The following is a 26514-nucleotide window of genomic DNA, read 5'->3' as shown; positions in this document are numbered from 1 at the left end:
GCCGAATCGACGGATAGAAGGGCAAGAGCGACGGAAAGAGATTGAAGCGACGGATAGAAGAGCCAGAGCGACGGATAGAAGGGTCAGAGCGACGGATGAAAGAGCTGAATCGACGGATAGAAGGGCAAGAGCGACGGAAAGAGAACGAAGCGACGGATAGAAGAGCCAAAGCGACGGATGAAAGAGCCGAATCGACGGATAGAAGGGCCAGAACGACGGAAAGAGATTGAAGTGACGGATAGAAGGGTCAGAGAGACGGATGAAAGAGCTGAATCGACGGATAGAAGGGCCAGAGCGACGGAAAGAGATTGAAGCGACGGATAGAAGGGTCAGAGCGATGGAAAGAAGAGCCGAATCGACGGATAGAAGGGCAAGAGCGACGGAAAGAGATTGAAGCGACGGATAGAAGAGCCAGAGCGACGGATAGAAGGGTCAGAGCGACGGATAGAAGGGCCAGAGCGACGGAAAGAGATTGAAGCGACGGATAGAAGGGTCAGAGCGATGGAAAGAAGAGCCGAAGCGACGGATAGAAGGGCAAGAGCGACGGAAAGAGATTGAAGCGACGGATAGAAGAGCCAGAGCGACGGATAGAAGGGTCAGAGCGACGGATGAAAGAGCTGAATCGACGGATAGAAGGGCAAGAGCGACGGATGAAAGAGCCGAAGCGACGGATAGAAGAGCCAAAGCGACGGATGAAAGAGCCGAAGCGACGGATAGAAGGGCCAGAACGACGGAAAGAGATTGAAGTGACGGATAGAAGGGTCAGAGCGACGGATGAAAGAGCTGAATCGACGGATAGAAGAGCCAGAGCGACGGATGAAAGAGCCGAAACGACGGATAGAAGGGCAAGAACGACGGAAAGAGATTGAAGCGACGGATAGAAGGGCCAGAGCGACGGAAAGAGAACGAATCGCTCATCGAATGCCTCCAGGAAAGCGCCCAGTCGTAAGGAAATCACCCCCGCGTTAAGGTGTTAATACATAATTTCTCTAATGGAAGTTGAGAAAAAAAGGTGTGAAAGAATGCTTGGATTATATTGGATTCTTAGTTATATTACAGGGAACTTTATGACGGCGTATGTCGTTGGAAAAGCATATGGTGTTAATTTACAGGAAGAAAGAAGTAGAAACTTAGGGGCTAGAAATGCTGGTAGTGTGATTGGGAAAGGTGCTTTTCTATGGACTTTTTTAGGGGACTCTTTAAAAGGTGCACTCATTGTTGGTGTAGGGCGTTTATTGCATTTCGAAGAATGGGTAATTGTGTTAGGCGCTAGTTTGGGCATGCTTGGTCATATGTTTCCGTTTTGGCTTAAGTTTAATGGGGGAAAAGGAGTAGTAACTTTTATAGGTGTAGGTCTGACATTATCTCCGAGCTTATTTTTCATGATGGTTGCAGGGACAGCTATTACGCTTGGTGTAACTAGAAGTTTAACACTTAGTATGTTAGGTGGCTTTGTTTTATATGTTGGAGCGATTGTTTATACAGATAAATTACTGTTATACATACCGATACTAGTAGCAATAAGTTTTATGCTTATTAAACATATGTCGAATATTAAAGAGTCTTTAGAGAGAAGGAAGTGATTATATGTATTGGTGTAAAATTGCGCATACAGAAGTGGAGTTTGAGGAAATTGCACGATTAAATTATGAAACCTTTGTCGAAGAAATTCCACAGCATAAACCAAACTCTGAAAGGAAAAAAGTTGACCGTTTTCATCATGAAAATACGTATATTGTTGTTTATAAAGGAATAGAACTTATAGGCATGCTTGCATTTAGAGATCAGAGGCCGTTCTCAATTGATGAAAAGATAGGAAAGGTTGAGCAGTATTTATCAAAAGAGATTAGTACTAAGCTATGTGAAATTAGATTGCTTGCCGTTAAGAAGGCTTACCGAACAGGAAGAGTACTGCTGAAATTGACGCAGGCATTGACTGCTTTTGCGTATGAAAAAGGTTATTCGGCAGCGGTTATCTCAGGTACTACTCGTGAAGAGAAGCTGTATAAGCAAATGGGCTTTACCCAATTTGCACCTGCTACAGGGACAGAGGGTGCTTTATTTTTACCAATGGTATTAACTAGACAGCAGTTTGAAAAATCTTTACAGCAAAGACTTGCGAAGGAGTGCCATACTTTTTATCCAGGTCCAGTGAAACAAAGAGAATCATTTATGTATTCAGAGCTTTCTCATCGTTCATTAGGCTTTCAATCATTATTTGAGCAAATGAGAAATAAGTTGCTTCAATTATCAGGAGCGGAGCATGTAGCTACAATTGTAGGGACTGGGACATTGGCAAATGAAGTTATGCTCGGGCAATTGAAGGCTCAACAATTAGGGCGTGGACTAATTTTAACAAATGGAGAGTTTGGAGAACGTCTTCGGAAGCAAGCAGAGAGATGGTCATTGGATTTTGATGTAATGGAGCAAGATTGGGGAAGTTCCTTTGATACAAATATTTTGGACGCTTATTTGCAAAAAAGATCTTATCAATGGCTTCTTGCAGTGCATGGAGAAACGTCGACTGGTACTTGTAATGATATTAAGGAAATTTTACAGCTTACAAAGCGATATAATATTAAGCTTTGCATTGATAGCATTAGTTCTTTCGGAGCAATGCCATTTTCTTTAAAAGATTGTTATTTAGCGACTGCGGTGAGTGGAAAAGCAATTGGTGCGCTCAGTGGTTTGGCTTTTGTTTTTTCGCAAAACATTGTGAAATCTTCTTCAACATTACCTGCTTATCTCGATTTAGCTATTTACCAGCAAGGTGAGATTCCATTTACATTACCAGCAGTACTTGTTGCAAATGTTACTGCAGCATTACAAGCATATCCAGAAAGATATGGACAGTTACAGCAACGTTTTAAAACATTACTGCAACTACCATTTATGCACTACCAAGTTTCAACTAGACCGTATCCGATGTTGGTCACTTTACAACTTCCTAAGACTTTGGCAAATCTACAGAGTGATTTAAATTTAAATGGTTATTATGTTCATGCAGATAGTCAATACTTACGTCAAAGAGATTTCATACAGCTCTCTGTTATTCAACCGGACTTTGAGATAGCAATCCATCATTTACATAAAATCTTGAATTATTATAAGCAAATTGTAGAGGCATAAGCCTAATTGAATACAATAGTCTTACATGAAAAATTCCTTTAAATCAAGAGGAGTTCCTACTTTGTTGAGCCCAATTAATAATTTTAGTCGCGCCTTTTGACCATTGATACCAGTTGCAAATATAGCTCCTAAGTCTTCGAGCATTTTGCCACCGCCAACATAGCCATAAACTCCTTCTGCGATACCATTAAAACAACGGGATACGAGTATAACAGGAATACCGCGCTCTAAAAGACTTTCAATACCTTTAACAACTGTTGGAGGGACGTTGCCTTGTCCAAGGCCTTCTAACACCACGCCATCGTATTTACATGCGAGTACTACATTAAGTAAGTCATCCTCCATACCAGCATACACTTTCAGCATGGCTACTCGTTTTGATAATCCATCAATTTCTACATATTGACGGCGGAGAGGGGCATGATGAAATAATATTCTTGATTTTGTAATAAGTCCAATCGGGCCATATTGAGGTGACTGAAAGGTATTTACCGAACTAGTGCTTGTTTTTGTAGTGTTAACAGCAAGGTGGACCTCGTCATTCATGACAACAAGCACACCTTTCTCTCGAGCTTCTTCATCAACGGCCACACGAACGGCTTCTACTAAATTATAAATACCGTCTGCACCGAGTTCGTTTGAGGAGCGCATTGCACCTGTTAAGACAATAGGAATTGATAAATCAGTCGTTAACTCTAAAAAATAAGCTGTTTCTTCTAATGTATCAGTACCATGAGTGATAACAACGCCATCAATTTTCTCCTCTGCAACTTTTTCGATTATAAGATTACGTAATTTAAGCATTTCTTTTTGTGTAATATGTGGTGATGGGAGGTTAAAAGCCTCCATTTCAATAATTGTGGCAAGTGCATCAAGTTTACTGCTCTCCTTCATTAGAGGATTTTCCTTGTTTGGCATAACGGCACCTTCATCACTCATCGCCATAGAAATTGTTCCACCTGTATGAATTAATAAAATTGTTTTTTTCATAAAAAATATTTATCTCCTTTTAAAAAGTTTTATGTCATATCATGGTATAATAATAGCAGTTTATCTTCATGTAATAGATATTTATTGTCGAAAACGGAAGCTTAAGTCTAATAAGTTTTCCACCTGAGATATACGGATATATTTTTTATGCAGGTGTCCAATATTCGGTAGATAAAGATAAACTTAGGATATGGAATTTTACATCCTTTGAAAACGCCAAAGTTAACCAACATTATGCGCTGTCGCTTCGCTTTTGCGCAGAAAATATTTGTTAATACTTTAGAAGGATGTCACGAATTTTAAAATCTTAACATAAATATGTCAAGGCGAAATTGATTTTTTGAAAGGAGCCGGCATCATGATCATTTTATTATCAGCTGCCATTGCTCCCGGTCTAGCGCTTTTTAGTTACTTTTATTTGCGCAATCAGATGGCAACGGAGCCAAGAAAAACCTTACTTCAAACGTTTTTGTATGGCGCATTTTTAACGTTCCCAATCTTGTTCTTACAATATGTACTAACAGAGGAAGGGGTCTTTCGTTATCTTTATCTACAAGATGTAGTTTTTTCTAGTGTAGTTGAAGAGTTTTTTAAATGGTTTGTTCTTTTGATCGCAATCTACAATCATGTAGAATTCGATGATCCTTATGATGGCATACTGTATGGTGCAAGTATATCTCTTGGTTTTGCTACGATAGAAAATGTGCTTTATTTATTTTCTTTCGGTTTGAATACTGCATTTATGCGTGCATTATTACCTGTATCGAGTCATGCTTTGTTCGGTGTTGTAATGGGCTATTATTATGGACGTGCCAAGTTTTCTAAGCTTGCAAAGACGAAAGAAATGATTGCTATGGCGCTATGTGCACCGGTAGTATTACACATTTTATATAATACAATTTTATCATTCAAAGGGTATTGGGTATATTTAATGATCCCTTTTATGCTATTTTTGTGGTGGTTTGGGCTACGGAAAGTCAAGCTCGCTCACTATCACCTAGTACAACATTTGCATATGCATAAAAAAATATAAAGCGTAGAAATCTAAAAAAGATTTCTGCGCTTTTCTATTTTTAACTTCTTTCAGCAAATGTTCCTTTGTACCGAAAGCGTAGCGACAGGTATAGGAATCTTCTTCCTCTATAGGTGGTGAGATGAATACGGATTTAAGTTACTTTTCAGCGGGTGTCCAAACACCTGTAGCTGACGCTTCGCTTTCGCTACAAAAAAATTGCTGAAATAAAGGAACTCAGTCTAAGAACGCCACGTCCTGTGGCAACGACTGAGTGACCAACTTCGTGTCGGCCTAAAGCCTCCGGCGGATGTCACGGAATCGGAAAGGAGTTCTTAACGGCTAACTGACCTGCATCGGTGCCGCTGCCGCTTCGCTTTCGCGCAAAAAACATCTGCAGGCCTAAGCACAAAGCCGATTCCAGACGCAATTTTGCCGAGGCAAAATTGATATGTATAAAATGAGTCGTTTGTTTCAAGCTATGAAAAAAAGGAGTGATGATAATGCGTTTAGTAAGCATAGTTTTTGCTTTGATGTTGGGGATTAGTATATTTGCTATTCCGCAAAATGACGCCATTGCATTTACCGAGCAACAGATTTCTCGTGGTGCTTATGGAGATGATGTAATTGAGCTACAGGCAAGGCTACAATACTTAGGATTTTATAAAAGTAAAATTGATGGAAAATTTGGCTATAACACATATTGGGCTTTACGAATTTTCCAAGAGAAATATGGTTTACCAGTAGATGGAATAGCCGGTGCTAAAACTAAAAAAACTTTATCGGGTTATTCAGATTACGATGAAGGATGGGTAAAAGCGCAATTAAATGCAGGAAATCAATTTACTTATTATGGTGGAACGCCACTTGAACAGCAAGTGAAAACAAACACTGGTGGCGGTGGTGGAGGAGGTAAAAGTAGTGGCAGTACTAATAATAATGGGACTAAAACTCAAGTACCTCCAAAGTATACTGACAGAGATGTACAGTTAATAGCGAATGCGGTTTATGGTGAAGCTAGGGGAGAGCCTTATGAAGGTCAAGTGGCTGTAGCGGCTGTTATTTTAAATCGTTTGGAAAGTCCTGAATTCCCAAATACTATTTCAGGTATTATTTTCCAGCCACTAGCATTTACTGCAGTGGCAGATGGGCAAATTTGGCTTGAACCAAATGAACGTGCAAAAGAAGCAGTTCTTGATGCTATGAATGGATGGGATCCTTCGGAAAATGCACTGTATTATTTTAATCCGAAAACAGCAACAAGTAAGTGGATTTGGTCACGACCTCAAATTAAACGAATTGGAGAACATATTTTCTGTTCATAAGAAAGGAGGAAAAAAATGAGAACTATGCTCGTTATACTCACTGCGGCAGTTATTGGATTAGGGGCATATAGCATTAATATGCACGGAAAAAATGCAAGTTTACAACGTACTGTGCTAGCTCAGTACACAGATAATTTAACGGATGCATCCGAGAAATTATCTCATCTACAACAAGCAGTTTCACAATCTCTATTGTTTCGGGATGACAATGCCATTCACAATGAGTTAGATTCCGTTTGGCGACTAAGCTCTGACGTTCGATCTTCCATGTCGAATATTCCTATCGGGCAGGAAATGTCGAACGACTGGCTAAGTTACTTAGGACGTCTAGGAGATGAGGCAAAGAAAACATCTAAAACTGGTGATTATAAAGCTTGGCGAGAAAAAATGCCACAAGTCTCAACGAATTTACAATCACTTTCAGATGAATGGTCAGCTGCAACAGTAGATTTTTATAAAAATAACGGTAAAATGGATGTCTGGTTAAGACAAGTAGATACGAAAAATCCAAATACAACTTTTGATAATGTACAAAAGACATTAAAGGGTTACAGTGAAAAAGACTTCCCGCTTACATTAAGCGAATCAGATTGGCAGAAAAAAATAGATCTTAAAGCCTTACAAGATTCAGTCATTACTGAAAAAGAAGCGTTGGAAAAAGTAAAACAATTATTCCCTATCATAAAAGATGCAACATTTACTGTGACGAAAAGTAGCGATACTGCACCATATCCGTTTTATCATATCCAATTCCACCAAGATATTCGTTTAGGATATGTCGATCTAACAGAAAAGGGTGGACATTTAATATCCTATTTAGTGGAACGTCCAGTAGATGAAGCAAGGCTATCACAAGATGAAATCATGAAAAAAGCTGAAGAATATGTAAAACGACTTGGGATGAATGATGTTGCATTTGTGGAATCTCGTGAAAACCATCAAGCGTGGCATGTGACATTTGCACGTGTTCACCCTGGCGATAATGCATTGATTTATGCAGATGGGGTGCAATTGAAACTTGCTAAGGATACAGGCGAGTTACTTGGTGCAAATGCGATGGAATATATTCAGGCAGAGACGATTAAACCACAAACTCCAAAACCAATTGATTGGAGAACTTTCTTCGATGATGATGTGAAAGTACAAGAAGTGAAAAATATTTATACAGATAACGGCTCATTTGAACAACGTCTTTGTTATGAGGTAATTGCGGTCCGTGATAAAAACGCGCAAGAAACATTCCGAATTGTTATTGACGCTGAAAATCACAATGTTTTAAAAGTGGAATATTTAACTTAATATAAGAAAAAACTACCAGTCTATATAGCCAAATTGGGCATCTCGTGCGATAATAAATGTATATTTGTGTTCGGGGAGATGCTCATGGAAATAAAAATTGGTACACAATTAGAACTAGAACCAACTTATACAGAGAGTGTTGAAAAATTCCGCTGTAAAGTTGTAGAACAAAAAGAAAATATTGTTTATATCGATTATCCAATAAATGTTGCCACAAAGAAAACAGCTTTTTTAATAGATGGTTCTGAATTTAGAGCAACTTTTCGCACGGAGGATAAACAATCATTTGCTTTCAATACTGAAGTGATTGGACGTAAAGCTGGTAATATACCTATGATTATGTTGCATTGTCCACAGGCAGATGACTTTATCAAAATTCAACGTCGTGAATATGTACGTGTGGAAACGCCTGTGGATGTAGCGATAAAGTTTAAGGATTACAAATATCAGCTAGTAACATCGGACATTAGCGCAGGTGGTTTGGCAGTGATCTTGAAAGGGGCAATTGCTTTCCAAGATGGTGATGAGGTTCAGCTAACAATCGTTTTACCATATGCCAATGGGGATGTAAAATACGTGGTCACAGACGCGATGGTTGTTCGTATATACGAAAAAGATGATAAAAAAATTGCAACTATTCAACTAACAGATACCGATGATGTAGACCAACAGCATATTGTTCGTTTCTGTTTTGAACGTCAATTAGTGAATCGTCGTAAAGAAATAAATCCTTTTGATGCTTGATTTTTACAAAGCCGATTCTGGACGCAATTATGCCGTGGCATAATTGATTGGTCTTCCCAACCTCTATTGGTGAGTAGGAAATTCCATGAAATTTCTGTAGGGAGTTTACATTACCTTCAAATCGAGTAGTATTTTGATTTCAGAAAGCCCTCTGCTTAAAGAGGGCTTTTTTATGATACAATATGGTGTGTTAGAAAGTAGGGGAAAATATGAAGAAAAACATTCAAATTGCGATTGATGGACCGGCTGGTGCTGGGAAAAGCACAATCGCGAAAATTGTTGCAGAGGCACTTGGATTTACTTATATCGACACAGGTGCTATGTATCGTGCTGTGACGTATAAAGCAATGCAACAAAACATACATTTAGATGATGAAACAAAATTAGCAGAAATGCTAGCATCCAGCACAATTGAATTAAAGCCTTCTGCTGAAGGACAACTTGTCTTTTTAGACGGGAAGAACGTGTCGGCAGAAATTCGATCTAATGAGGTAACTTCATCTGTTTCACAAGTAGCGGCACATGCTAAAGTACGTGAACTATTAGTAGCACAGCAACAAAAGCTTGCGGCTAATGGTGGTGTTGTTATGGATGGGCGCGATATTGCTACGCATGTATTAAAGACTGCAGAACTAAAAATTTTTATGTCCGCAACTGTAGAAGAGAGAGCAAGACGTCGTTTTATGGACAATCAAAAACGAGGAATCGAATCTTCTATTGAAAAGCTTCAAGAAGAAATTGCCCTGCGCGATAAAATGGATAGCGAGCGTGAAGCATCGCCACTAATTCAAGCGGAAAATGCCGTATTTTTAGATACGACAGCATTGTCAATTGATGAAGCAGCACAGGCCATTTTAAAATTAGCGCAAGAAAAAATGGTATAAATCCTAAAATTTCAGACATTTTTTGAATTTAAAGGATTTATTTTTGTCTTTATCTTCAATTTCGAATAAAATAGTAAGGGAAGATGCGAAGGAGGGTTACATATGTCTGAAGAAATGAACTATGCAGAACAAACGTTTAACGAAGGTGATATCGTCAAAGGTATTGCAGAGCAAGTTGATGAAAAAGCGGTAACTGTTTCAATTCCAGGTGCACCATTTGACGGTATTGTACCAATAAGTGAATTATCAAGCTTACACATTGAAAAAGCGTCTGACGTAATTTCTGTTGGAGATGAGTTAGAGTTGATGATTACAAAAGTTGAAGAAGAAAACTATGTATTATCAAAACGCAAAGTAGATGCTGTAAAAGCATGGGATACACTTGAACAACAATTCAACGCTGAGGAAATTTTCGAAGCGGAAGTAAAAGATATTGTTAAAGGCGGTCTTGTCGTTGATTTAGGAGTACGTGGCTTCGTTCCAGCATCCCTAGTAGAAGACCACTTTGTTGATGATTTTGAAGACTATAAAGGTAAATCTCTTAGCTTTAAAATTGTTGAGCTAGATAAAGAAAAAAATCGCTTGATTTTATCACATCGTGCTGTAGTGGAAGCTGAAAAAGCTTCTCAAAAGAAAGATGTTATTAATCAAATTAAAACTGGCGATGTTTTAGATGGTAAAGTACAGCGTATCGCATCATTTGGTGCATTTATTGACCTTGGTGGTATTGATGGCCTTGTGCATATTTCACAAGTGTCTCATGAGCATGTGAGTGATGTGAGCGAGGTTTTATCGGAAGGACAAGAGGTGAAGGTAAAAGTTCTTTCTGTAGACCCAGAAAATGAGCGTATTTCGCTATCCATTAAAGAAACGATTCCTGGTCCTTGGTCGAACATCGAAGAGCGTGCAGCTAAAGGAACAGTGCTAGATGGAAAAGTAAAACGACTTACTTCATTTGGAGCATTTGTTGAAGTTTTCCCAGGTGTAGAAGGTTTAGTGCATATTTCACAAATCGCGCATAAGCATATTAACACGCCACACGAAGCGCTAAAAGAGGGACAAGATGTACAAGTAAAAGTGCTTGACGTTAATGCTGAAGAAGGTCGCTTAGCATTAAGTATTAAGGATTTACTTGAAAACCCTGAGGCAGAGGAAGTAGTCGACTATGAATTACCAGAAGAAAACACAGGCTTCTCTTTCGGTGATGTCATTGGCGATAAACTGAAAAATTTTAAATAAACTAGACATGCGAGGATGCAGTTTGTGTCCTCGCTTTTTTATGGAGGAAAATAGATAGAAGAGTCAAAGAGCCAAAGAGCCACATCGAACCACCAAATTTAAGAGGAAATGATGAAAAAAATACCAGAGAGATGAATAGAACGGTACATAGCGCGCTCGTTTATGGATATGATATGATATAATGGCATTTTTCGTGTATAATAGCGAAAGACAAGAAGTTGGAAGGATGAAGTACAGATGACGAAACCAGTAGTAGCCATCGTAGGTCGTCCGAACGTAGGTAAGTCGACGATTTTTAATCGTATCGTTGGAGAACGTGTATCGATTGTGGAAGACATTCCAGGAGTTACACGCGACCGTATTTATAGTTCGGCAGAGTGGTTAGCACATGATTTTAATATTATTGATACAGGTGGTATTGAGATTGGGGACGAACCGTTTTTAGAACAAATTCGTCAACAAGCAGAGATTGCCATTGATGAGGCGGACGTTATTGTCTTTATGACAAATGGCCGTGAAGGTGTAACAGCTGCTGATGAGCAAGTAGCAAAAATTTTATACAAAACAAAAAAACCGGTCGTTTTAGCAGTGAATAAAATTGATAACCCGGACATGCGTGAGATGATTTATGATTTCTATGCGCTTGGCTTTGGTGAACCTTGGCCAATTTCTGGTTCTCACGGCTTAGGCTTAGGGGATTTATTGGATGAATGTGCAAAACATTTCCCTAAGGAAGATGAAGATCAATATGGGGACGAAGTTATTAAATTCTCGTTAATTGGTCGTCCAAATGTGGGGAAATCTTCGTTAGTAAATGCATTTTTAGGCCAAGACCGCGTAATTGTTAGTAATATAGCGGGTACTACTCGAGATGCTATTGACACGCCATATGAGTATGATGGACAGGAATATGTCATTATTGATACTGCCGGTATGCGTAAAAAAGGAAAAGTATACGAAACGACAGAGAAATACTCTGTATTGCGTGCGTTACGTGCAATTGAACGCTCTGATGTTGTTTTAGTTGTTCTTAATGCAGAAGAAGGCATCCAAGAGCAAGATAAAAAAATTGCAGGCTATGCGCACGAAGCAGGAAAAGCTATTGTTATTGTTGTTAATAAATGGGATGCTGTTGAAAAAGACGAAAAAACAATGAACGTCTTTACACAACAAATTCGCGAGCATTTCTTATTCTTAGACTACGCACCAATTATTTTTGTTTCGGCCAATACAAAGCAACGTGTACATCAAATTTTACCGATTATACAACGTGTAAGTGAGAACCATGCAATGCGTATTCAATCATCTATCCTTAATGAAGTGATTGAGGATGCAGTGGCACGCAACCCAGCACCAACTGATAAAGGCCGCCGTCTTCGCATCTACTATGCTACCCAAGTTGCGATACAGCCACCTACTTTTGTGGTGTTTGTTAATGAGCCAGAGCTAATGCATTTCTCTTATGAACGATTTTTAGAAAATCGTATTCGAGAAACATTTGATTTTGAAGGAACGCCAATTCGTTTAATTACCCGTGCTCGTGCTTAGGAAAAATATACACATACAATACGCCAACCCGACAATTATTGTTGGGTGGCGTCTTTTTACAAGAGAGGAAAGAATAATTTTTCTAATGTCTACTAATAAGATTGCTTTGAAAGCTTTACTGTTATAAGCCTTTCTCTAGCATTTTTTGTAACTAATAGGAGTGAATTGTCTTTTCAAAACAAGGGAGGTTTTTGAATGGAAAAAGTTTGTGTGTTAGGGGCAGGCTCATGGGGTTCAGCGCTTGCGATGGTGCTTGCAGAAAATGGGCATGATACACTTCTATGGACTCATCGAACAGATCAAGCTGAAGAAATTAACAACCTGCATACAAATAGGAAGTATTTACCTGAAATGGTACTACCGACAAATTTGTATGCGACAAGCGATATTGCTAAGGCAGTTGCTCATTCGGAGACAATTGTCGTAGCCGTGCCTACTAAGGCTATTCGAGAAGTATGTGAAAAAATGATCGCAACACTTGATAAAAAAGTACTGTTTGTTCATGTATCGAAGGGAATTGAACCCGATACATTAAAACGAATTTCAGAAATTTTAGTAGAAAGTTTACCACCTGAATTTGTAGAAGAAGTTGTTGTACTTTCAGGTCCAAGTCATGCAGAGGAAGTTGTCTTACACCACCCGACAACTGTTACAGCCGCTTGTGCAAGCATTGAAGCCGCAGAAAAAGTACAGGATTTATTTATGAATCAATTTTTCCGCGTCTACACAAACAAAGATGTGATTGGCGTAGAAATAGGTGGCGCCTTAAAAAACGTAATCGCATTAGCTGCGGGTATTTCAGACGGCTTAAATTATGGTGATAATGCCAAAGCGGCACTAATTACTCGAGGATTAGCTGAGATTTCACGTCTTGGTGTTAAAATGGGGGGGAATCCATTTACATTCTCAGGACTTACAGGCATGGGAGACTTAATTGTAACATGTACAAGTGTGCACTCTCGTAATTGGCGCGCGGGTAATTTACTGGGGCAAGGAATGAAACTGCCAGAGGTACTAGACCAAATGGGCATGGTTGTTGAAGGGGTTCGCACAACAAAAGCTGCCTATCAACTAGCAGAGAAATATGACGTTGCTATGCCAATAACTACTGAGCTATATAGTGTTCTATTTAGTGATATAGAACCGAAAGTAGCGGTTGATGCATTAATGATGCGTATGAAAAAGCGAGAAATCGATGACATGATATATTGATAATATATATTTGTAGAGTAAAATAGGTAATCATTATACCTGATCTATAAGGTTTGTCATAAAATGGACATAAATAAGGTGTCTCAGTAAATAACTGAGACACCTTATTGTGTGCTTCTAATGGAATAATCTATAAAATTATAAAGGTTGTCCATTTAACTTCTTTCAGCAGATGTCTCCTACCTCAGTAGGTGGTGGTATGATGCGGATTTAAGCTACTTTTCAGAGAGTGTCCAAACACCCGCTGAAAGAAGTTAAAGCCTCCGGCGGATGTCACGGAATCGAAAAGGAGTTCTTTGTGCAAGCACAAAGGCGATTCCGGACGCAATTATGCCGAGGCATAATTGATTGATAGTTATAGGACAACTATTTCTTTTTAGCGAAAGCACATAGTATAATATACTTTGATTGTTTCGAGACGTTAAAGAAAGGTGGTTGTCTTAAATGGGTCCGTTAAAACATTTGCCTGCGCTTGATGTAATGTGGGTATCATTTTATTGTATCGGCTTTATGATTATATCTGTCGGGTTAATTTATTTAGCTCGTAATAAGGTTTCGAACGTTTTTTTACGTACAATCGTAAATTTAATTGCATACATACTGTTTGGACTTGGCACATTTTTAATGGTACTAATTGTAGCAACATGGCCATGATAAAAAATGATGAGGTGGAAGTGACATGAAAAAACTAAGTGCTTTTCTTTTGGTAATCGTAACCGCAGTGCTTCTAGTAGGTTGTGCATATCCAGAGGATGAAAAAAGGGCGAAATTAGTACCTGATGCTGACCAGTTAGCTGCTGTTCAGCGTGCGGTTGATGAATACCGTGAAGCAACTGGAGGCCTAGTTCCAATTAAAAATAGCGAGCTAGATACAGATATATATATAAAATATTTAATTGATTTTGAAAGACTAATGCCTAAATATCTTGCACAAATTCCAGGGAACGCCTATGAAAAGGGTGGGATTTTCCAGTATATTATTTGGGATCCTGAGAATGAAGCTAAAGTAAAATTGGTAGATTTAAATGCGGCAGAGCGAATTCGTGAAATTAATATTCAAAAACTTGCTACCCAATATTTACCGATAAAGGGTGCGACTTCTGATAATGTATATCAAATTAACTTTGAAGAATTGGGCTATAAAACAGATGTAACTGTGAAAAGCCCCTATTCTGGTGCCGAATTACCAATATTTATGACAGGCGATGGTGAAATGCATGTGGACTATTCAATTGATTTGGGTCAACTACTAAAGGAAGACAAGCCTAATGTGAAGCCTGGAGATGATATTCGTCAGCTACTTGTAGATAAATATCCAGTAGTACCAGCTTATTCTTTACCATATACAGTAGATGAAAAAGGTGAGCCAATTTATTTTATGGACGCCTATAATAGTGACGCAAAAAAAGCTAGAGAAAAAGCTAGAGAAAAAGCAATTCAAGAGTCTGAATCCAAAAATAAAAAAGATTAGTTACTAAGCTCCTTACATTTGTGAGGAGCTTTTCATATTTATCTATCAGCTCGCATATAGTGAAAAAGCGTAGATAAAGGAGGCAGAAACCTTGAGTGAAGCAGTATTTAGAGAAATTGCAGAGCGCACAAATGGCGATGTTTATATTGGTGTTGTCGGTCCAGTACGTGTAGGTAAATCAACATTTGTAAAAAAGGTTATGGAAGCGGTCGTGTTACCAAATATTGTGGATGATACAGAAAGAATGCGTGCACAAGACGAGTTGCCACAAAGTTCGCCGGGGCCAGTCATTATGACTGCTGAGCCGAAGTTTGTGCCTGCCCAAGCAACACGTATTGCGGTCGGTGATGATGAAATGTCATTCCAAATTCGTTTAGCAGATTGCGTTGGGTATATCATTGAAGGTACAAAGGGCTATGAGGATGAAAATGGGCCGAAATATGTGCATACACCTTGGCATACAGAGCCTATCCCCTTCCAAGAAGCCGCAAAAATAGGCACAGATAAAGTTATTCGTGACCATGCCAATATTGGAATTGTTGTAACAACAGATGGCACGGTAAATGGTATAAGTCGTCGTGCGGCAGAAAAGGCTGAAGAGGAAATTGTAGAACAATTAATGGATATTGGAAAACCTTTCGTTATTGTATTAAATTGCCAAATGCCAGCACGAGAGGAAACGGTACAGCTTCGAAATGAGTTATTTGAGCGCTATAATGTTCCAGTAATTGCTACTTCAATTGATCAAATGCGTGCATCTGATATTCAGTATATTTTGCAAGAAGCATTATTTGAATTTCCAATTCGAACAATTGAAGTGGAAAAACCAGATTGGTTAGATGTTTTAGATGCAACACACCCATTGAATGTTGCATTAATTGATTCGATGGAAGAAGTGTTGTCATCTATTATGAAAATTAGAGATGTACAGCAGGCATCAGATGCCTTTAAAGCCATTGATTTTATTGACCAGAGTGAAGTGGTGCATGTGGATGCTGGTGTTGGGACCGCAGTTATTCGGGTGTCATTGCAAGGTGAGCTATATAAGTCGGTTTGCAATGAATGGCTAGATGAGCCGATTGAGACGAAGCGAGATTGGCTACTATTTATTAAAGAGGCAGCAGAAGCAAAAGAGGCGCAAAAACGCTTTAAAACTGCTATTAGTGAAGCAGATTCGAAAGGTTATGGCGTAACATTGCCGATGATGCAGGAGTTTGAGCCAACAGCACCAGAGCTCATTAAACAAAATAATTTCTATGGTGTGCGTATGAAGGCAAAAGCGCCATCATACCATATCATTCGTGTAGATATGGAATCAGAATTCGCGCCACTAATTGGCTCTGAATTCCATAGTCAACAATTACTTAAGGATTTAAATCATGCCTATTTACATGATCGTGAAGCTTTATGGAGTACACAACTTTTTGGAACTCCGCTACATGAAGTGTTAAAAGAAGGAATACGCTATAAAATGGATGCCGTTCCAGCGACAGCCAAAAAACGGATGCGACAAACAATTGAACGTATGGTGAATGAAGGGGATAGAGGATTAGTTACATTTATTTTGTAGTGAAAAAATGAAAAATAAAGCACAAAAAATTACTACAGGGCTCTTCGTTTTTATGCGAAAAGTCCTGTTATTTTTGTTTTTTGGGTGAAAAACGCATTTTTTGGTTATAATCATGTATGAATACAGTTGCGTAGCGGTTTTCAATGTGTTAATCTTTTTACAGAATTGGTTCATGACCCTTTGAGAGGAGGTGAATGGTGTGAATAAAACAGAATTAGTAAACTCTGTTGCTGAAGCTGCAGGTCTTTCTAAAAAAGACGCTTCTAAAGCAGTTGAAGCTGTATTTGATACAATTCAAGATGCTCTTGCAAAGGGTGACAAAGTACAATTAATTGGTTTTGGTAACTTTGAAGTACGTGAACGTGCGGCTCGTAAAGGTCGTAACCCACAAACTGGTAAAGAAATCGAAATCGCTGCTAGCAAGGTACCTGCTTTCAAACCAGGTAAAGCGCTTAAAGATGCTGTAAAATAATACACGTCTAGTAGTTACATAGAGCGGTCTTCATGTAAATGACATGGAGGCTGCTCTTTTTAACTTCTTTCAGCGATTTCCCGACGCATTGTTTATCTGTGCGAAAGCAACAATTATACCGAGGTATAATTGATCTTCACTACGAAGAGTTGCGTACATAGCTAAATAAGTTAATGATACATAGAAAGATGCAATAAACATGAGTGTAACGTAGATAGAATATTATTTGAGGTCCAACACTAAAAGTTGATCCCCAGGAAAAAGCCTAGTCGGAACGGAAATCAACCACACGTTATGATGGTGAGTTATAAAATATGCTCCAAATTAGAAAGCATTAATTGGCTATTTTGCTCATATAGCGATGAATTTCTTTTGAATCAAGTAAGTCGTTTTGCGCTTACCTTTTGGATATGCTACGATGCATAAGGAAATGTGTAATGTATTGATACGCAGGAGGGTTTCACGGATGTCGAATATTGATTTATTGAAAATAGAAGAAGCAGTAAAAATGATTTTAGAGGCGGTAGGCGAAGATGTAAATCGTGAAGGTTTACTCGATACACCGAAACGTGTAGCAAAAATGTATGCGGAAATGTTTAGTGGCTTACATGAAGATGCAAAAGATTATTTTAGAACAGTGTTCCATGAAGACCATGAGGAATTAGTACTTGTAAAGGACATTCCGTTTTATTCGATGTGCGAGCATCATTTAGTTCCTTTTTATGGAAAGGCTCATGTCGCATACATACCAAACGATGGCATTGTTGCTGGACTAAGTAAATTAGGACGTGCAGTAGAAACTATTGCTCGTCGTCCGCAATTACAGGAACGAATTACTTCCACTGTGGCAGAGACAATTATGGAAATGCTCTCTCCGAAAGGTGTTTATGTAGTGATAGAGGCGGAGCATATGTGCATGACTATGCGAGGACTTAAGAAGCCAGGATCTAAAACTGTGACATCGGTTGCTCGTGGTATTTACGAAGAAGATGAAGTAAAACGTAGAGAAGTTTTATCATTTATTCAAATGTCTTAAATTGAGTGTCTAATTATGTTATGATGGACTAAGAATTTGTCGGATTTAAGGAGTGTACAAACAATGGCACAAGATTATATTGTTATTCAAGCAGAGGAAGATGGCGTACATGTAATCGGTTTAACACGAGGTACAGATACAAAGTTCCATCATTCTGAAAAATTAGATGCAGGCGAAGTTATGATTGCTCAATTTACCGAACATACATCTGCCATGAAAATTCGTGGGAAAGCACAGATTCATACAGCACACGGTGTTATAAATAGCGAAGCTAAAAAGTAATAGAACGAAATTACATTCAGAAGTGCTTATGAATGGTTTCATGTTTATTCAAATTAGTAATGGCACATATAAATCGACCAGATGTGTAAAACTAAGTAATGATGTTTTCGATTCGATTCTTATAGAGTGTGTCGAACATCGCTGAAATAGAGGAACTCAGTCTAAGAACACCACGTTCTGTGGCAATTTAGCTGTGCGAAAGCGCAGCGACTGCAGCAACACACGACTGAGTGGTCAACGTGTTGGCCCAAAGCCTCCGGCGGATGTTCTGAATCGGAAAGGAGTTCAATATAGGATGTTAGCCTAAAATCATCGCATCCATGCGATAACGGCTAACTGACCTGCGTCGTGCAGGCCTAAACATAAAGCCGGTTCCGGACGCAATTATGCCGAGGCATAATTGATAGGCAGTTGGATTTCTTCTGTTTTTTAACGGGGAAGCTCTTCTGCCTATCATGTTGAATAAAGCAAAAAATTTTTATTACGAATCGTCGCGTATGCTATAATGACTCAGTAAGCAAGCGTTAGGTCATGAAAAGACTAACGTATTTGAAAGTGAAATGGAGTAAGGTCTATGAATGCAACATACATTCAAAATTCAATTGCACAATTAAAAACAGAGATTTTCATGGATGTTCGTCATAGAACTTTGCAAAAATACACAGGAATGCCTGTGCTCGATGAAAATCAATTATTTTACTTGTTAGTTCCCTTTTTTAATGGGGAAGAGTGGCAACAAAATGAACGAGAAGCTGCAATCACTGTTGGAATTGTGTACGCAGCCTTAGCAGCGCACGATCATATTAAAGAACTAGATGCCACATCAAAAGAACAGCAGCTAACCGTTTTAGCTGGAGACTTTTATAGTGGCCGTTATTATGAGATTTTAGCGATGTCAGGAAATGTCGCATTGATTCGAAATTTGTCACAAGGAATTGTGGCACGTTGTGAACACCAAATTAAAGTATATGAGGCAGAAAAACGATCAATCGAACAATGGTTTGCCTCAATAACTAACATTGAATCAGGATTAATCTCAAAATTTTTTGAGCTCTATTCATTTGGTGATTATATTCCAATTGTGGAGAAGAGCTTATTAATCTTGCGTTTAGAAAGAGAATTGGCGACATATCAACGTGGGCAAGTATCTTTAATGAGTAAAGTTCTTGAAGAAAGCGCGAGATATACTGGAGCGACCTATGGCAACGCCATAAAGGACAAAATTGTGCAATTAAAAACAGAGCTGTTACAGGTGATAGAAAATGCATCGTTTTTACAAGGTGATGTGAAACAAGCTCTACAAGCACGTGTAGAGGCATCCATTGCTTCTACTAATGGATAAGAGAGGTTTTTCAAAATGGCTAAAACGAAAGAAGAGCACGTGCACGAAGTATTTGAAAGTATTTCGGATAACTATGACAAAATGAATGGCGTTATTAGTTTCCAGATGCATGTTGGCTGGCGCAATGATACGATGAAGCACATGGCAGTAAAACCTGGAGCGAAGGCTCTAGATGTTTGCTGTGGTACGGCAGATTGGACAATTGCATTAGCCAATGCAGTTGGTGAAGGCGGAGAAGTAAAAGGGGTAGACTTCAGTAAAAACATGCTGAAGGTTGGCGAGGAAAAGGTAAAGCCATACCCACAAATCGAGCTAATACATGGAAATGCTATGGAGTTACCTTTCCCAGACGATACTTTTGATTATGCAACAATTGGTTTTGGGCTTCGCAATGTACCAGATTATTTACAAGTTTTAAAGGAAATGAATCGTGTTGTAAAACCAGGGGGAATGGTTGTTTGTTTAGAAACATCTCAATCTGAAATTCCAGGCTATCGACAACTATTCCGTTTTTATTTTAAATATATAATGCCGATATTTGGTAAAATATTTGCGAAAAGCTATAAAGAATATTCTTGGCTACAGGAATCAGCAAATGATTTCCCAGGTATGAAGAAATTAGCGGCATTGTTTGAGCAGGCAGGTTTAGAAAAAGTAACGTACAAAGCATACAGTGGCGGTGCTGCGGCAATGCATATGGGCTTAAAAAAAGTACGTTAATGGGGGAAGGTTTTCACACGTGGAAAAGATGAAGTTAAAACTACTCTATTCCGATTTGAAATCAGATATCGATATCATTGAACAAGAATTAGAAAAAGCAGTGAACTCTTCTTCATGTTTGATCAATGATGCTTCTCTCCATTTATTGCAAGCTGGTGGCAAACGGATACGACCAATTTTTGTGTTGCTTGGCGCAAAATTTGGCGAATATGATATCGAAAAGATGAAAGATGTAGCCGTACCAGTAGAGCTTATTCATATGGCATCACTTGTGCACGATGATGTAATTGATGATTCCAATATGCGAAGAGGACGCCCGACGGTCAAATCACAATGGAATAATAGAGTTGCAATGTACACGGGCGATTTTATTTTTGCGCGTGCACTTGAATATATTACAAAGCTTGAAGACCCATTAGTTCATCAAATTTTAGCGCGTACAATGGTTGAAATTTGTAACGGTGAAGTCATTCAAATCGAAGATAAATTTAGATTAGATCAAGGATTAAAAGATTATTTTAGACGAATCAAACGAAAAACGGCCTTACTGATTTCTTCTAGTTGTGAACTTGGTGCAGTGGCAGCAGGTGTCGATCCTAAAACGGTGAGACATTTGAAACGATTTGGCTATTTTGTGGGCATGAGCTTCCAAATTATCGATGATGTTTTAGATATTATGGCAACAGATAAAGAATTAGGGAAGCCAGCAGGTAGTGATTTACTGCAAGGTAATATTACGCTACCGATTCTAATGTTAAAAGATGATCCCGTAATGCAACCTTATCTGGAAAAAGTGTTTGCAGGCACATTGACGGAAACAGAACGTCAAAATATGCTACGGTATGTGCGTAAATCCGACGCGATTGAGCAAGCTAATAAAATGAGTGATAAATATTTGAAAAAGGCATTACAGGAAATAGATGCATTACCAAAACATCCCGTCAAGAAAAAACTTCGTGATGTCGCTTTATTTATGGGTAAGCGTAAATTCTAGCTTTTTGTTGTACAAAGGCTCATTTTTTGTTAATATTTATCGGTAGGTGTAAAACCTGTTATACGAATTTAAGGAGTGTTTTAAACATGGCAATCGAACAAACTTTTTTAATGGTTAAGCCTGATGGCGTAGAACGACAAGTAGTAGGAGATATCGTAGATCGTTTTGAACGTCGCGGTTTTGTATTGAAAGGTGCTAAATTAATGGTAATTCCTACAGAATTAGCAGAAAAGCACTATGCAGAGCATGCTGAGCGTCCATTCTTTGGTGAATTAGTTGATTTCATCACTTCTGGTCCAGTATTCGCTATGGTATGGGAAGGCGAAAACGTAATTAAGCTTGCTCGTACAATGATGGGAGCAACTAAACCTGAAGAATCTAACCCAGGTACAATCCGTGGTGACTATGCAACAACTGTTTCTCACAACATCATTCACGGTTCTGATTCACTTGCTTCTGCTGAGCGTGAAATCGGCTTATTCTTCGGTGAAGATTTAGTTTAATTCGCAAAGTTTAATTTGCAAATAGATTAAGCAATCTCAATTTAATTTGAGATTGCTTTTTTTGTGCTCTAAATGGAGTGAAGGATAGTTTTGTTAAAGTAACAGGTAGAACCCAAGAATTAAAAGTATATCTACTAAAACAGTTGAATAGAATTTTCTAGATACATATAGAATTGTTAAATACTTCTTAGTCATGTAAAATAATAGATATAATATTCTGATAATTAAGGTTTTTAACTTCTTTCAGCAGAAGTCTACCACCTATATAGGCGGTCAGATAAATGCGGTTTTAAGTCACTTTTCAGCGGGTGTCCAAACATCTGTAGCTGTCGCTACGCTTTCGGTACAAAAAACATCCGCTGAAAGAAGTTAAAGCCTCCGGCGGATGTCACGGAATCGGAAAGGAGTTCACATAGGATGTTAGCCTAAGACCATCGCATCCATGCGATAACGGCTAACTGACCTGCGTCGGTAAAAACGCCACGTCCTGTGGCATTACCGAAATGACCGACATCGTGTCGGCCCTCACGCAGGCCTAAGCACAAAGCCGATTCCGGACGCAATTATGCCAAGGCATAATTGATATAGCTTATTATCAAGAATATATTTCATAACATCTAAATACATTGGGTGATAGGAAATGAGAGAGATGACAGTACAAAGGGGATTTTTTTATGAGAGAAGTAGTGATTGTATCAGCTGTTCGTACAGCGGTTGGCAGGAGTAAAGGGGCATTAAGCAATGTTCGAGCAGATGACTTAGCGGCAGATGTTCTGCAAGAAGTAGTGCAACGAGCAGGTATCAATAAGGGTCAGGTGGAGGATGTAATTTTTGGCTGTGTAACGCAAACTGCTGAACAGGGAGCAAATATAGCTCGTACAGCATTATTAATGGCAGGCTTTCCGGAAAGTGTCCCAGGTGTGACAATCGATCGTCAATGCGGCTCAAGTCAGCAAGCTGTACATTTCGCAGCACAGGCTATTTTAGCGGGGGATATGGACATTGTTATTGCTGGTGGGGTTGAAAGCATGACGAGGGTGTCAATGGGTTCTAACATGAAGGGTGCCTATGCAGGTAAACGATTACAAGACAACCATACGATTATACATCAAGGGTTATCAGCCGAGAAAATAGCGGAAAAATGGAACTTATCAAAAGAACAGCTAAATAACTATGCTTACAATAGTCATAGACGAGCTTTAGCTGCAATTGAGGCAGGCCATTTTAAAAAGGAAATACTGCCTGTCCAAGTTACGCAAGAAGACGGCGCAGTTACAACGTTTTCTGTTGATGAGGGGCCTCGGGCAGAAACGACAGTTGATAAATTAAATGGGCTTAAAACTGTATTCCAGGAAGATGGTGTGATTACAGCCGGTAATGCAAGTCAAATGAGTGATGGTGCCTCAGCGGTAGTTATAATGTCTTTAAAAAAAGCACAGGAGCTTGGCATCCAACCGCTTGCTAAAATTGTTACAAGAGTTGTTGTTGGCTCAGATCCGACGTTAATGCTAACTGGTCCAATTGAAGCAACTAGACAAGCACTAGAACGTTCAGGTCTTACGATAGAGGAAATTGATACGTATGAAGTGAATGAGGCTTTTGCGCCAGTACCACTTGTTTGGTTACATGAAATTGGAGCGGATCCAAATAAACTAAATCCAGACGGGGGAGCAATTGCCTTAGGGCATCCATTAGGAGCGTCAGGTACAAAGCTGTTAACAACGATGCTATACAGAATGGAACGAGAAAATTTACGTTATGGCTTACTTGCAATTTGTGAAGGTATGGGAATGGCGAATGCCACTATTATTGAGAAAATGTAAAAGGGGTTGTGTTTGATGAATGAAGTAATAGCAGTTGTAACAGGGGGAGCATCTGGTTTAGGAGAGGCGACTGTTCGTAAAATTGTTGCAGAGGGTGGCAAAGCAGTAATTTTTGATCTTAATGACGAGCGAGGACATGCACTAGTAGAGGAGTTAGGGGAGAATGTCCAATATGCACGTGTAAATGTCACAAAAGAAGCTGATGTAGCGGCAGGTCTTGAGCAAGCAGTAGCGAGATTTGGGTCCATTAATGTCACAGTGAATTGTGCTGGAATTGCTGATGCAAGTAAAGTACTTTCAAAGCGTGGTGTACATGCCCTTGATTTATTCGAAAAAGTGATTTCAGTAAATTTAATTGGTACTTTCAATGTTATTCGCCTAGCAGCTGAGCAGATGCAACATAATGAACCAAACGAGGATGGTCAACGTGGCGTTATTATTAATACTGCATCTGTGGCAGCATTTGATGGACAAATAGGACAAGCGGCATATAGCGCGTCAAAAGGTGGTGTGGCAGCGATGACCTTGCCGATTGCCAGGGAGCTTGCAGAAATTGGGGTACGTGTTATGACGATTGCTCCAGGATTAGTAGAGACACCAATGTTTGCATCGTTACCAGAACCAGCAAGAACAGCACTTGCCCAAATGACACCGTTCCCTAAACGACTTGGGAAGCCATCGGAATACGCGCTACTAGTCGAAAGTATTATCAAAAATGGTTTATTAAATGGTGAAGTAATTCGCTTGGACGGCGCGATTCGTATGCAGCCAAAATAGGGGAAACTTGAAGGTGCTCGACTCCTGCAAAATAAGCTAGAAAGATTGAGTGAAGGCTAATATCACCTTTTTTGTGATTGCGCCTTCGTGAAGCTCTGAAGTGAAAAGGGGCTTGTCTGCGGATAAAAAGCTGAATAAGTTAGCTTGTTTCGTATGTACTTATTGGTAGTAGCAGTAAGCCTTGGACGATTCAAAAATTTTATGAACAAAGGGGAGCGTTATTATGCATATGATGGATACACCTTTATTATTAACTAGTTTTTTGGATCGAGCAGAACGATTTTTTCATGCGAAAAAAATATATTCGCGGACAAGCCCTACAACAATTCACGAATTTACCTATAAAGAATATGTAAAAAGAACTCGTAAACTAGCTGATGCTCTTACAAAGTTGGGAATGGAGCGAGGTATGAAGGTAGGTACCTTTGCTTGGAATCACCACCGTCATTTAGAAGCATATTTTGCAGTACCATGCGCGGGAGCTGTCTTGCATATGATTAATATTCGATTAGCACCTGAGCATATTGCTTACGTTATTAATCATGCAGAAGATGAAATATTACTAATTGATGATAACTTAGTTCCGCTTATTGCACCGATTGTCTCACAGCTTAAAACGGTAAAGCATTTTATCGTAATGGGAGATGCTGTCGAGCTAGAAAACATCCCATTACCGAATGCTCTATCTTATGAGGCATTACTCGAAGAAGCGAATGAGAATTTTAGATTCCCAGATGATTTAGATGAAAATACACCTGCTGGCATGTGCTACACAAGTGCCACTACAGGAATGCCAAAGGGTGTGGTGTATACTCATCGAAGTATTGTCCTCCATACGATGGCAGCAGGACTCTCCGATAGTATTGCGATAGGCGAGGCTGATGTTTTACTACCTGTCGTACCAATGTTTCATGCGAATGCGTGGGGATTTCCGTTTGCTGGTGTATTATTTGGTGCTACCCAGGTGCTACCAGGGCCAATGTTTACACCACAACTATTACTTGATTTAATTGAAACATATAAGGTCACGTTGACTGCAGGAGTACCGACAATTTGGCTTGGGGTATTACAGGAGCAACGCAAAAATCCTCGTGATTTGTCTTCGATACGATTAATTATATGTGGTGGTTCAGCATCTCCACTCGGTCTAACTCGTGGCTTTGAGGAGGAGCTTAAAATTCCTTACATGACGGGCTACGGTATGACCGAAACATCGCCGCTTGTTAGCATATCGTCGTATTTAACACATATGCAAGATTATACGATGGATGAAAAAATGGACGTTCGTATTACACAGGGAATAACAGTGCCGCTCATTGAAACACGCGTAGTCAATGAAAACGGTGAAGTCCCTTGGGATGGCAAAACAATGGGCGAATTGACAATTAGGGGCCCGTGGATTGCTGCCGAGTATTATAATGATGAACGAACAACGGAAGCCTTTAAAGATGGCTGGCTCTACACTGGTGATATTGCTGTAGTGACAGTAGATGGTTATATTAAAATTTCAGATCGTACAAAAGATTTAATAAAAAGTGGTGGAGAATGGATTTCCTCGGTAGACCTTGAAAATGCTTTAATGTCACATCCTAAAGTGTTTGAGGCTGCTGTTATAGCCATTCCCCACGAAAAATGGCTTGAACGACCTCTAGCATGTGTTGTACCAAAGCCTGAATTTAAAGATGCTATTACGAAATCCGAGCTACTAGAAGATTTACGATCGCAATTCCATAAAACATGGATTCCTGATGACGTTGTATTTTTAAATGAGATACCGAAAACTTCTGTAGGAAAATTCATGAAGGTAAAATTACGAGAAGATTTAAAGGGTTATCGAGTAGAAGTTTAAAGGACTAAAAATCTTGAAGGTGGTGTCAAACTACCTTCATTTTTTATGTGAAAGGCTGGATCAATGCAATACTGGATCAATACAATAACGTGAGATTGATCTCCGTTCTGACTGGACGTAGTAGTATTGGCCAAAAGGATGTTTTGTCTCGAAGGAGTTATCATAGGACGACGTGATGCAATTTACTAAATGGCTACGTCGTAACAAATATCAAAATGAATATTTTTGCTAAATTAATGAAAGAATGAAAAGAAAAATGAAACTATTTTTTCCATTTTGCCGTATAATCATTA

Annotated in this window: 25 protein-coding genes; 23 read left to right on the top strand and 2 right to left on the bottom strand. The window is 39.1% G+C overall.

Features of this window, described 5'->3' with window-relative positions; genetic code table 11:
• Nucleotides 1-493 precede the first annotated feature (493 nt).
• Complete coding sequence (locus tag ACMZ42_RS02145) at nucleotides 494-958, bottom strand: hypothetical protein (protein WP_415730388.1); 465 nt, start codon at nucleotides 956-958, stop codon at nucleotides 494-496.
• A 64-nt stretch (nucleotides 959-1022) separates the two neighbouring features.
• Between ACMZ42_RS02145 and ACMZ42_RS02140 the strand changes: the two genes are divergently transcribed.
• Together ACMZ42_RS02140 and ACMZ42_RS02135 are read left to right on the top strand one after the other, a co-directional pair.
• Nucleotides 1023-1583, top strand: coding sequence for a glycerol-3-phosphate acyltransferase (locus tag ACMZ42_RS02140; protein WP_415730387.1), 561 nt, complete (start codon nucleotides 1023-1025; stop codon nucleotides 1581-1583).
• A 4-nt stretch (nucleotides 1584-1587) separates the two neighbouring features.
• Nucleotides 1588-3129, top strand: coding sequence for an aminotransferase class V-fold PLP-dependent enzyme (locus tag ACMZ42_RS02135; protein ID WP_415730386.1), 1542 nt, complete (start codon nucleotides 1588-1590; stop codon nucleotides 3127-3129).
• Nucleotides 3130-3150: 21 nt separating this feature from the next.
• Here ACMZ42_RS02135 and ACMZ42_RS02130 read toward each other — a convergent pair whose 3' ends face one another.
• Nucleotides 3151-4119: an asparaginase gene (locus ACMZ42_RS02130; RefSeq protein ID WP_415730385.1), complete on the bottom strand. Its 969-nt coding sequence runs from the start codon at nucleotides 4117-4119 to the stop codon at nucleotides 3151-3153.
• Between the two features lie 358 nt (nucleotides 4120-4477).
• Between ACMZ42_RS02130 and prsW the strand changes: the two genes are divergently transcribed.
• From prsW to ACMZ42_RS02025, 21 genes are all read left to right on the top strand, one after another.
• The gene (gene prsW, locus ACMZ42_RS02125; RefSeq protein ID WP_370075937.1) at nucleotides 4478-5152 is read left to right on the top strand and encodes a glutamic-type intramembrane protease PrsW; all 675 of its coding nucleotides are present in this window, start codon (nucleotides 4478-4480) and stop codon (nucleotides 5150-5152) included.
• A gap of 482 nt (nucleotides 5153-5634) precedes the next feature.
• Nucleotides 5635-6456, top strand: a complete 822-nt coding sequence (gene sleB, locus ACMZ42_RS02120; RefSeq protein ID WP_370075935.1) for a spore cortex-lytic enzyme — start codon at nucleotides 5635-5637, stop codon at nucleotides 6454-6456.
• Nucleotides 6457-6471: 15 nt separating this feature from the next.
• Entirely contained in the window at nucleotides 6472-7755 is a 1284-nt protein-coding gene (locus ACMZ42_RS02115; protein WP_415730384.1) for a PepSY1/2 domain-containing protein, read from the top strand.
• Nucleotides 7756-7839: 84 nt separating this feature from the next.
• On the top strand, nucleotides 7840-8499 hold the full coding sequence (locus tag ACMZ42_RS02110; RefSeq protein ID WP_370075931.1) for a flagellar brake protein: 660 nt from the start codon (nucleotides 7840-7842) through the stop codon (nucleotides 8497-8499).
• 209 nt (nucleotides 8500-8708) lie between these two features.
• Nucleotides 8709-9383 carry a (d)CMP kinase gene (gene cmk / locus ACMZ42_RS02105; protein WP_415730383.1) on the top strand — a complete coding sequence of 225 codons (675 nt, stop codon included), beginning with the start codon at nucleotides 8709-8711 and terminating at the stop codon, nucleotides 9381-9383.
• A gap of 102 nt (nucleotides 9384-9485) precedes the next feature.
• Nucleotides 9486-10622: a 30S ribosomal protein S1 gene (gene rpsA, locus ACMZ42_RS02100; protein ID WP_370075927.1), complete on the top strand. Its 1137-nt coding sequence runs from the start codon at nucleotides 9486-9488 to the stop codon at nucleotides 10620-10622.
• Between the two features lie 237 nt (nucleotides 10623-10859).
• Nucleotides 10860-12170, top strand: coding sequence for a ribosome biogenesis GTPase Der (gene der / locus ACMZ42_RS02095; RefSeq protein WP_370075925.1), 1311 nt, complete (start codon nucleotides 10860-10862; stop codon nucleotides 12168-12170).
• 195 nt (nucleotides 12171-12365) lie between these two features.
• Nucleotides 12366-13382, top strand: a complete 1017-nt coding sequence (locus tag ACMZ42_RS02090; RefSeq protein ID WP_415730382.1) for an NAD(P)H-dependent glycerol-3-phosphate dehydrogenase — start codon at nucleotides 12366-12368, stop codon at nucleotides 13380-13382.
• Between the two features lie 444 nt (nucleotides 13383-13826).
• Nucleotides 13827-14036, top strand: a complete 210-nt coding sequence (locus ACMZ42_RS02085) for a DUF2768 domain-containing protein (RefSeq protein WP_370075921.1) — start codon at nucleotides 13827-13829, stop codon at nucleotides 14034-14036.
• A gap of 25 nt (nucleotides 14037-14061) precedes the next feature.
• Nucleotides 14062-14853, top strand: a complete 792-nt coding sequence (locus tag ACMZ42_RS02080) for a hypothetical protein (RefSeq protein WP_370075919.1) — start codon at nucleotides 14062-14064, stop codon at nucleotides 14851-14853.
• A gap of 91 nt (nucleotides 14854-14944) precedes the next feature.
• Nucleotides 14945-16423 (top strand): stage IV sporulation protein A, encoded by a 1479-nt coding sequence (spoIVA, locus tag ACMZ42_RS02075; protein ID WP_370075917.1) that lies wholly within the window; start codon nucleotides 14945-14947, stop codon nucleotides 16421-16423.
• A 199-nt stretch (nucleotides 16424-16622) separates the two neighbouring features.
• Nucleotides 16623-16895, top strand: a complete 273-nt coding sequence (locus ACMZ42_RS02070; protein ID WP_004232618.1) for an HU family DNA-binding protein — start codon at nucleotides 16623-16625, stop codon at nucleotides 16893-16895.
• A 466-nt stretch (nucleotides 16896-17361) separates the two neighbouring features.
• Nucleotides 17362-17931, top strand: a complete 570-nt coding sequence (folE, locus tag ACMZ42_RS02065) for a GTP cyclohydrolase I FolE (RefSeq protein WP_370075915.1) — start codon at nucleotides 17362-17364, stop codon at nucleotides 17929-17931.
• 63 nt (nucleotides 17932-17994) lie between these two features.
• Entirely contained in the window at nucleotides 17995-18213 is a 219-nt protein-coding gene (gene mtrB, locus ACMZ42_RS02060; RefSeq protein ID WP_049666799.1) for a trp RNA-binding attenuation protein MtrB, read from the top strand.
• Between the two features lie 574 nt (nucleotides 18214-18787).
• The gene (locus ACMZ42_RS02055; RefSeq protein ID WP_402868795.1) at nucleotides 18788-19555 is read left to right on the top strand and encodes a heptaprenyl diphosphate synthase component 1; all 768 of its coding nucleotides are present in this window, start codon (nucleotides 18788-18790) and stop codon (nucleotides 19553-19555) included.
• A 15-nt stretch (nucleotides 19556-19570) separates the two neighbouring features.
• Entirely contained in the window at nucleotides 19571-20275 is a 705-nt protein-coding gene (locus ACMZ42_RS02050) for a demethylmenaquinone methyltransferase (RefSeq protein WP_370075911.1), read from the top strand.
• A 19-nt stretch (nucleotides 20276-20294) separates the two neighbouring features.
• Nucleotides 20295-21269, top strand: coding sequence for a heptaprenyl diphosphate synthase component II (gene hepT / locus ACMZ42_RS02045; protein WP_370075909.1), 975 nt, complete (start codon nucleotides 20295-20297; stop codon nucleotides 21267-21269).
• Nucleotides 21270-21355: 86 nt separating this feature from the next.
• The gene (ndk, locus tag ACMZ42_RS02040; RefSeq protein ID WP_053482577.1) at nucleotides 21356-21772 is read left to right on the top strand and encodes a nucleoside-diphosphate kinase; all 417 of its coding nucleotides are present in this window, start codon (nucleotides 21356-21358) and stop codon (nucleotides 21770-21772) included.
• 674 nt (nucleotides 21773-22446) lie between these two features.
• Nucleotides 22447-23595: a thiolase family protein gene (locus tag ACMZ42_RS02035; RefSeq protein ID WP_415730381.1), complete on the top strand. Its 1149-nt coding sequence runs from the start codon at nucleotides 22447-22449 to the stop codon at nucleotides 23593-23595.
• 15 nt (nucleotides 23596-23610) lie between these two features.
• Nucleotides 23611-24372, top strand: coding sequence for a 3-hydroxyacyl-CoA dehydrogenase (locus ACMZ42_RS02030; RefSeq protein ID WP_370075905.1), 762 nt, complete (start codon nucleotides 23611-23613; stop codon nucleotides 24370-24372).
• A gap of 223 nt (nucleotides 24373-24595) precedes the next feature.
• On the top strand, nucleotides 24596-26221 hold the full coding sequence (locus tag ACMZ42_RS02025) for a long-chain fatty acid--CoA ligase (protein WP_415730380.1): 1626 nt from the start codon (nucleotides 24596-24598) through the stop codon (nucleotides 26219-26221).
• The last annotated feature ends 293 nt before the right edge of the window (nucleotides 26222-26514 follow it).

The organism is Lysinibacillus sp. NPDC056185, assembly GCF_047737915.1.
Lineage (GTDB): Bacteria > Bacillota > Bacilli > Bacillales_A > Planococcaceae > Lysinibacillus.
The sequence above is the reverse complement of the archived record's forward strand: the minus strand, read 5'-3'. Positions and strand labels throughout refer to the sequence as shown.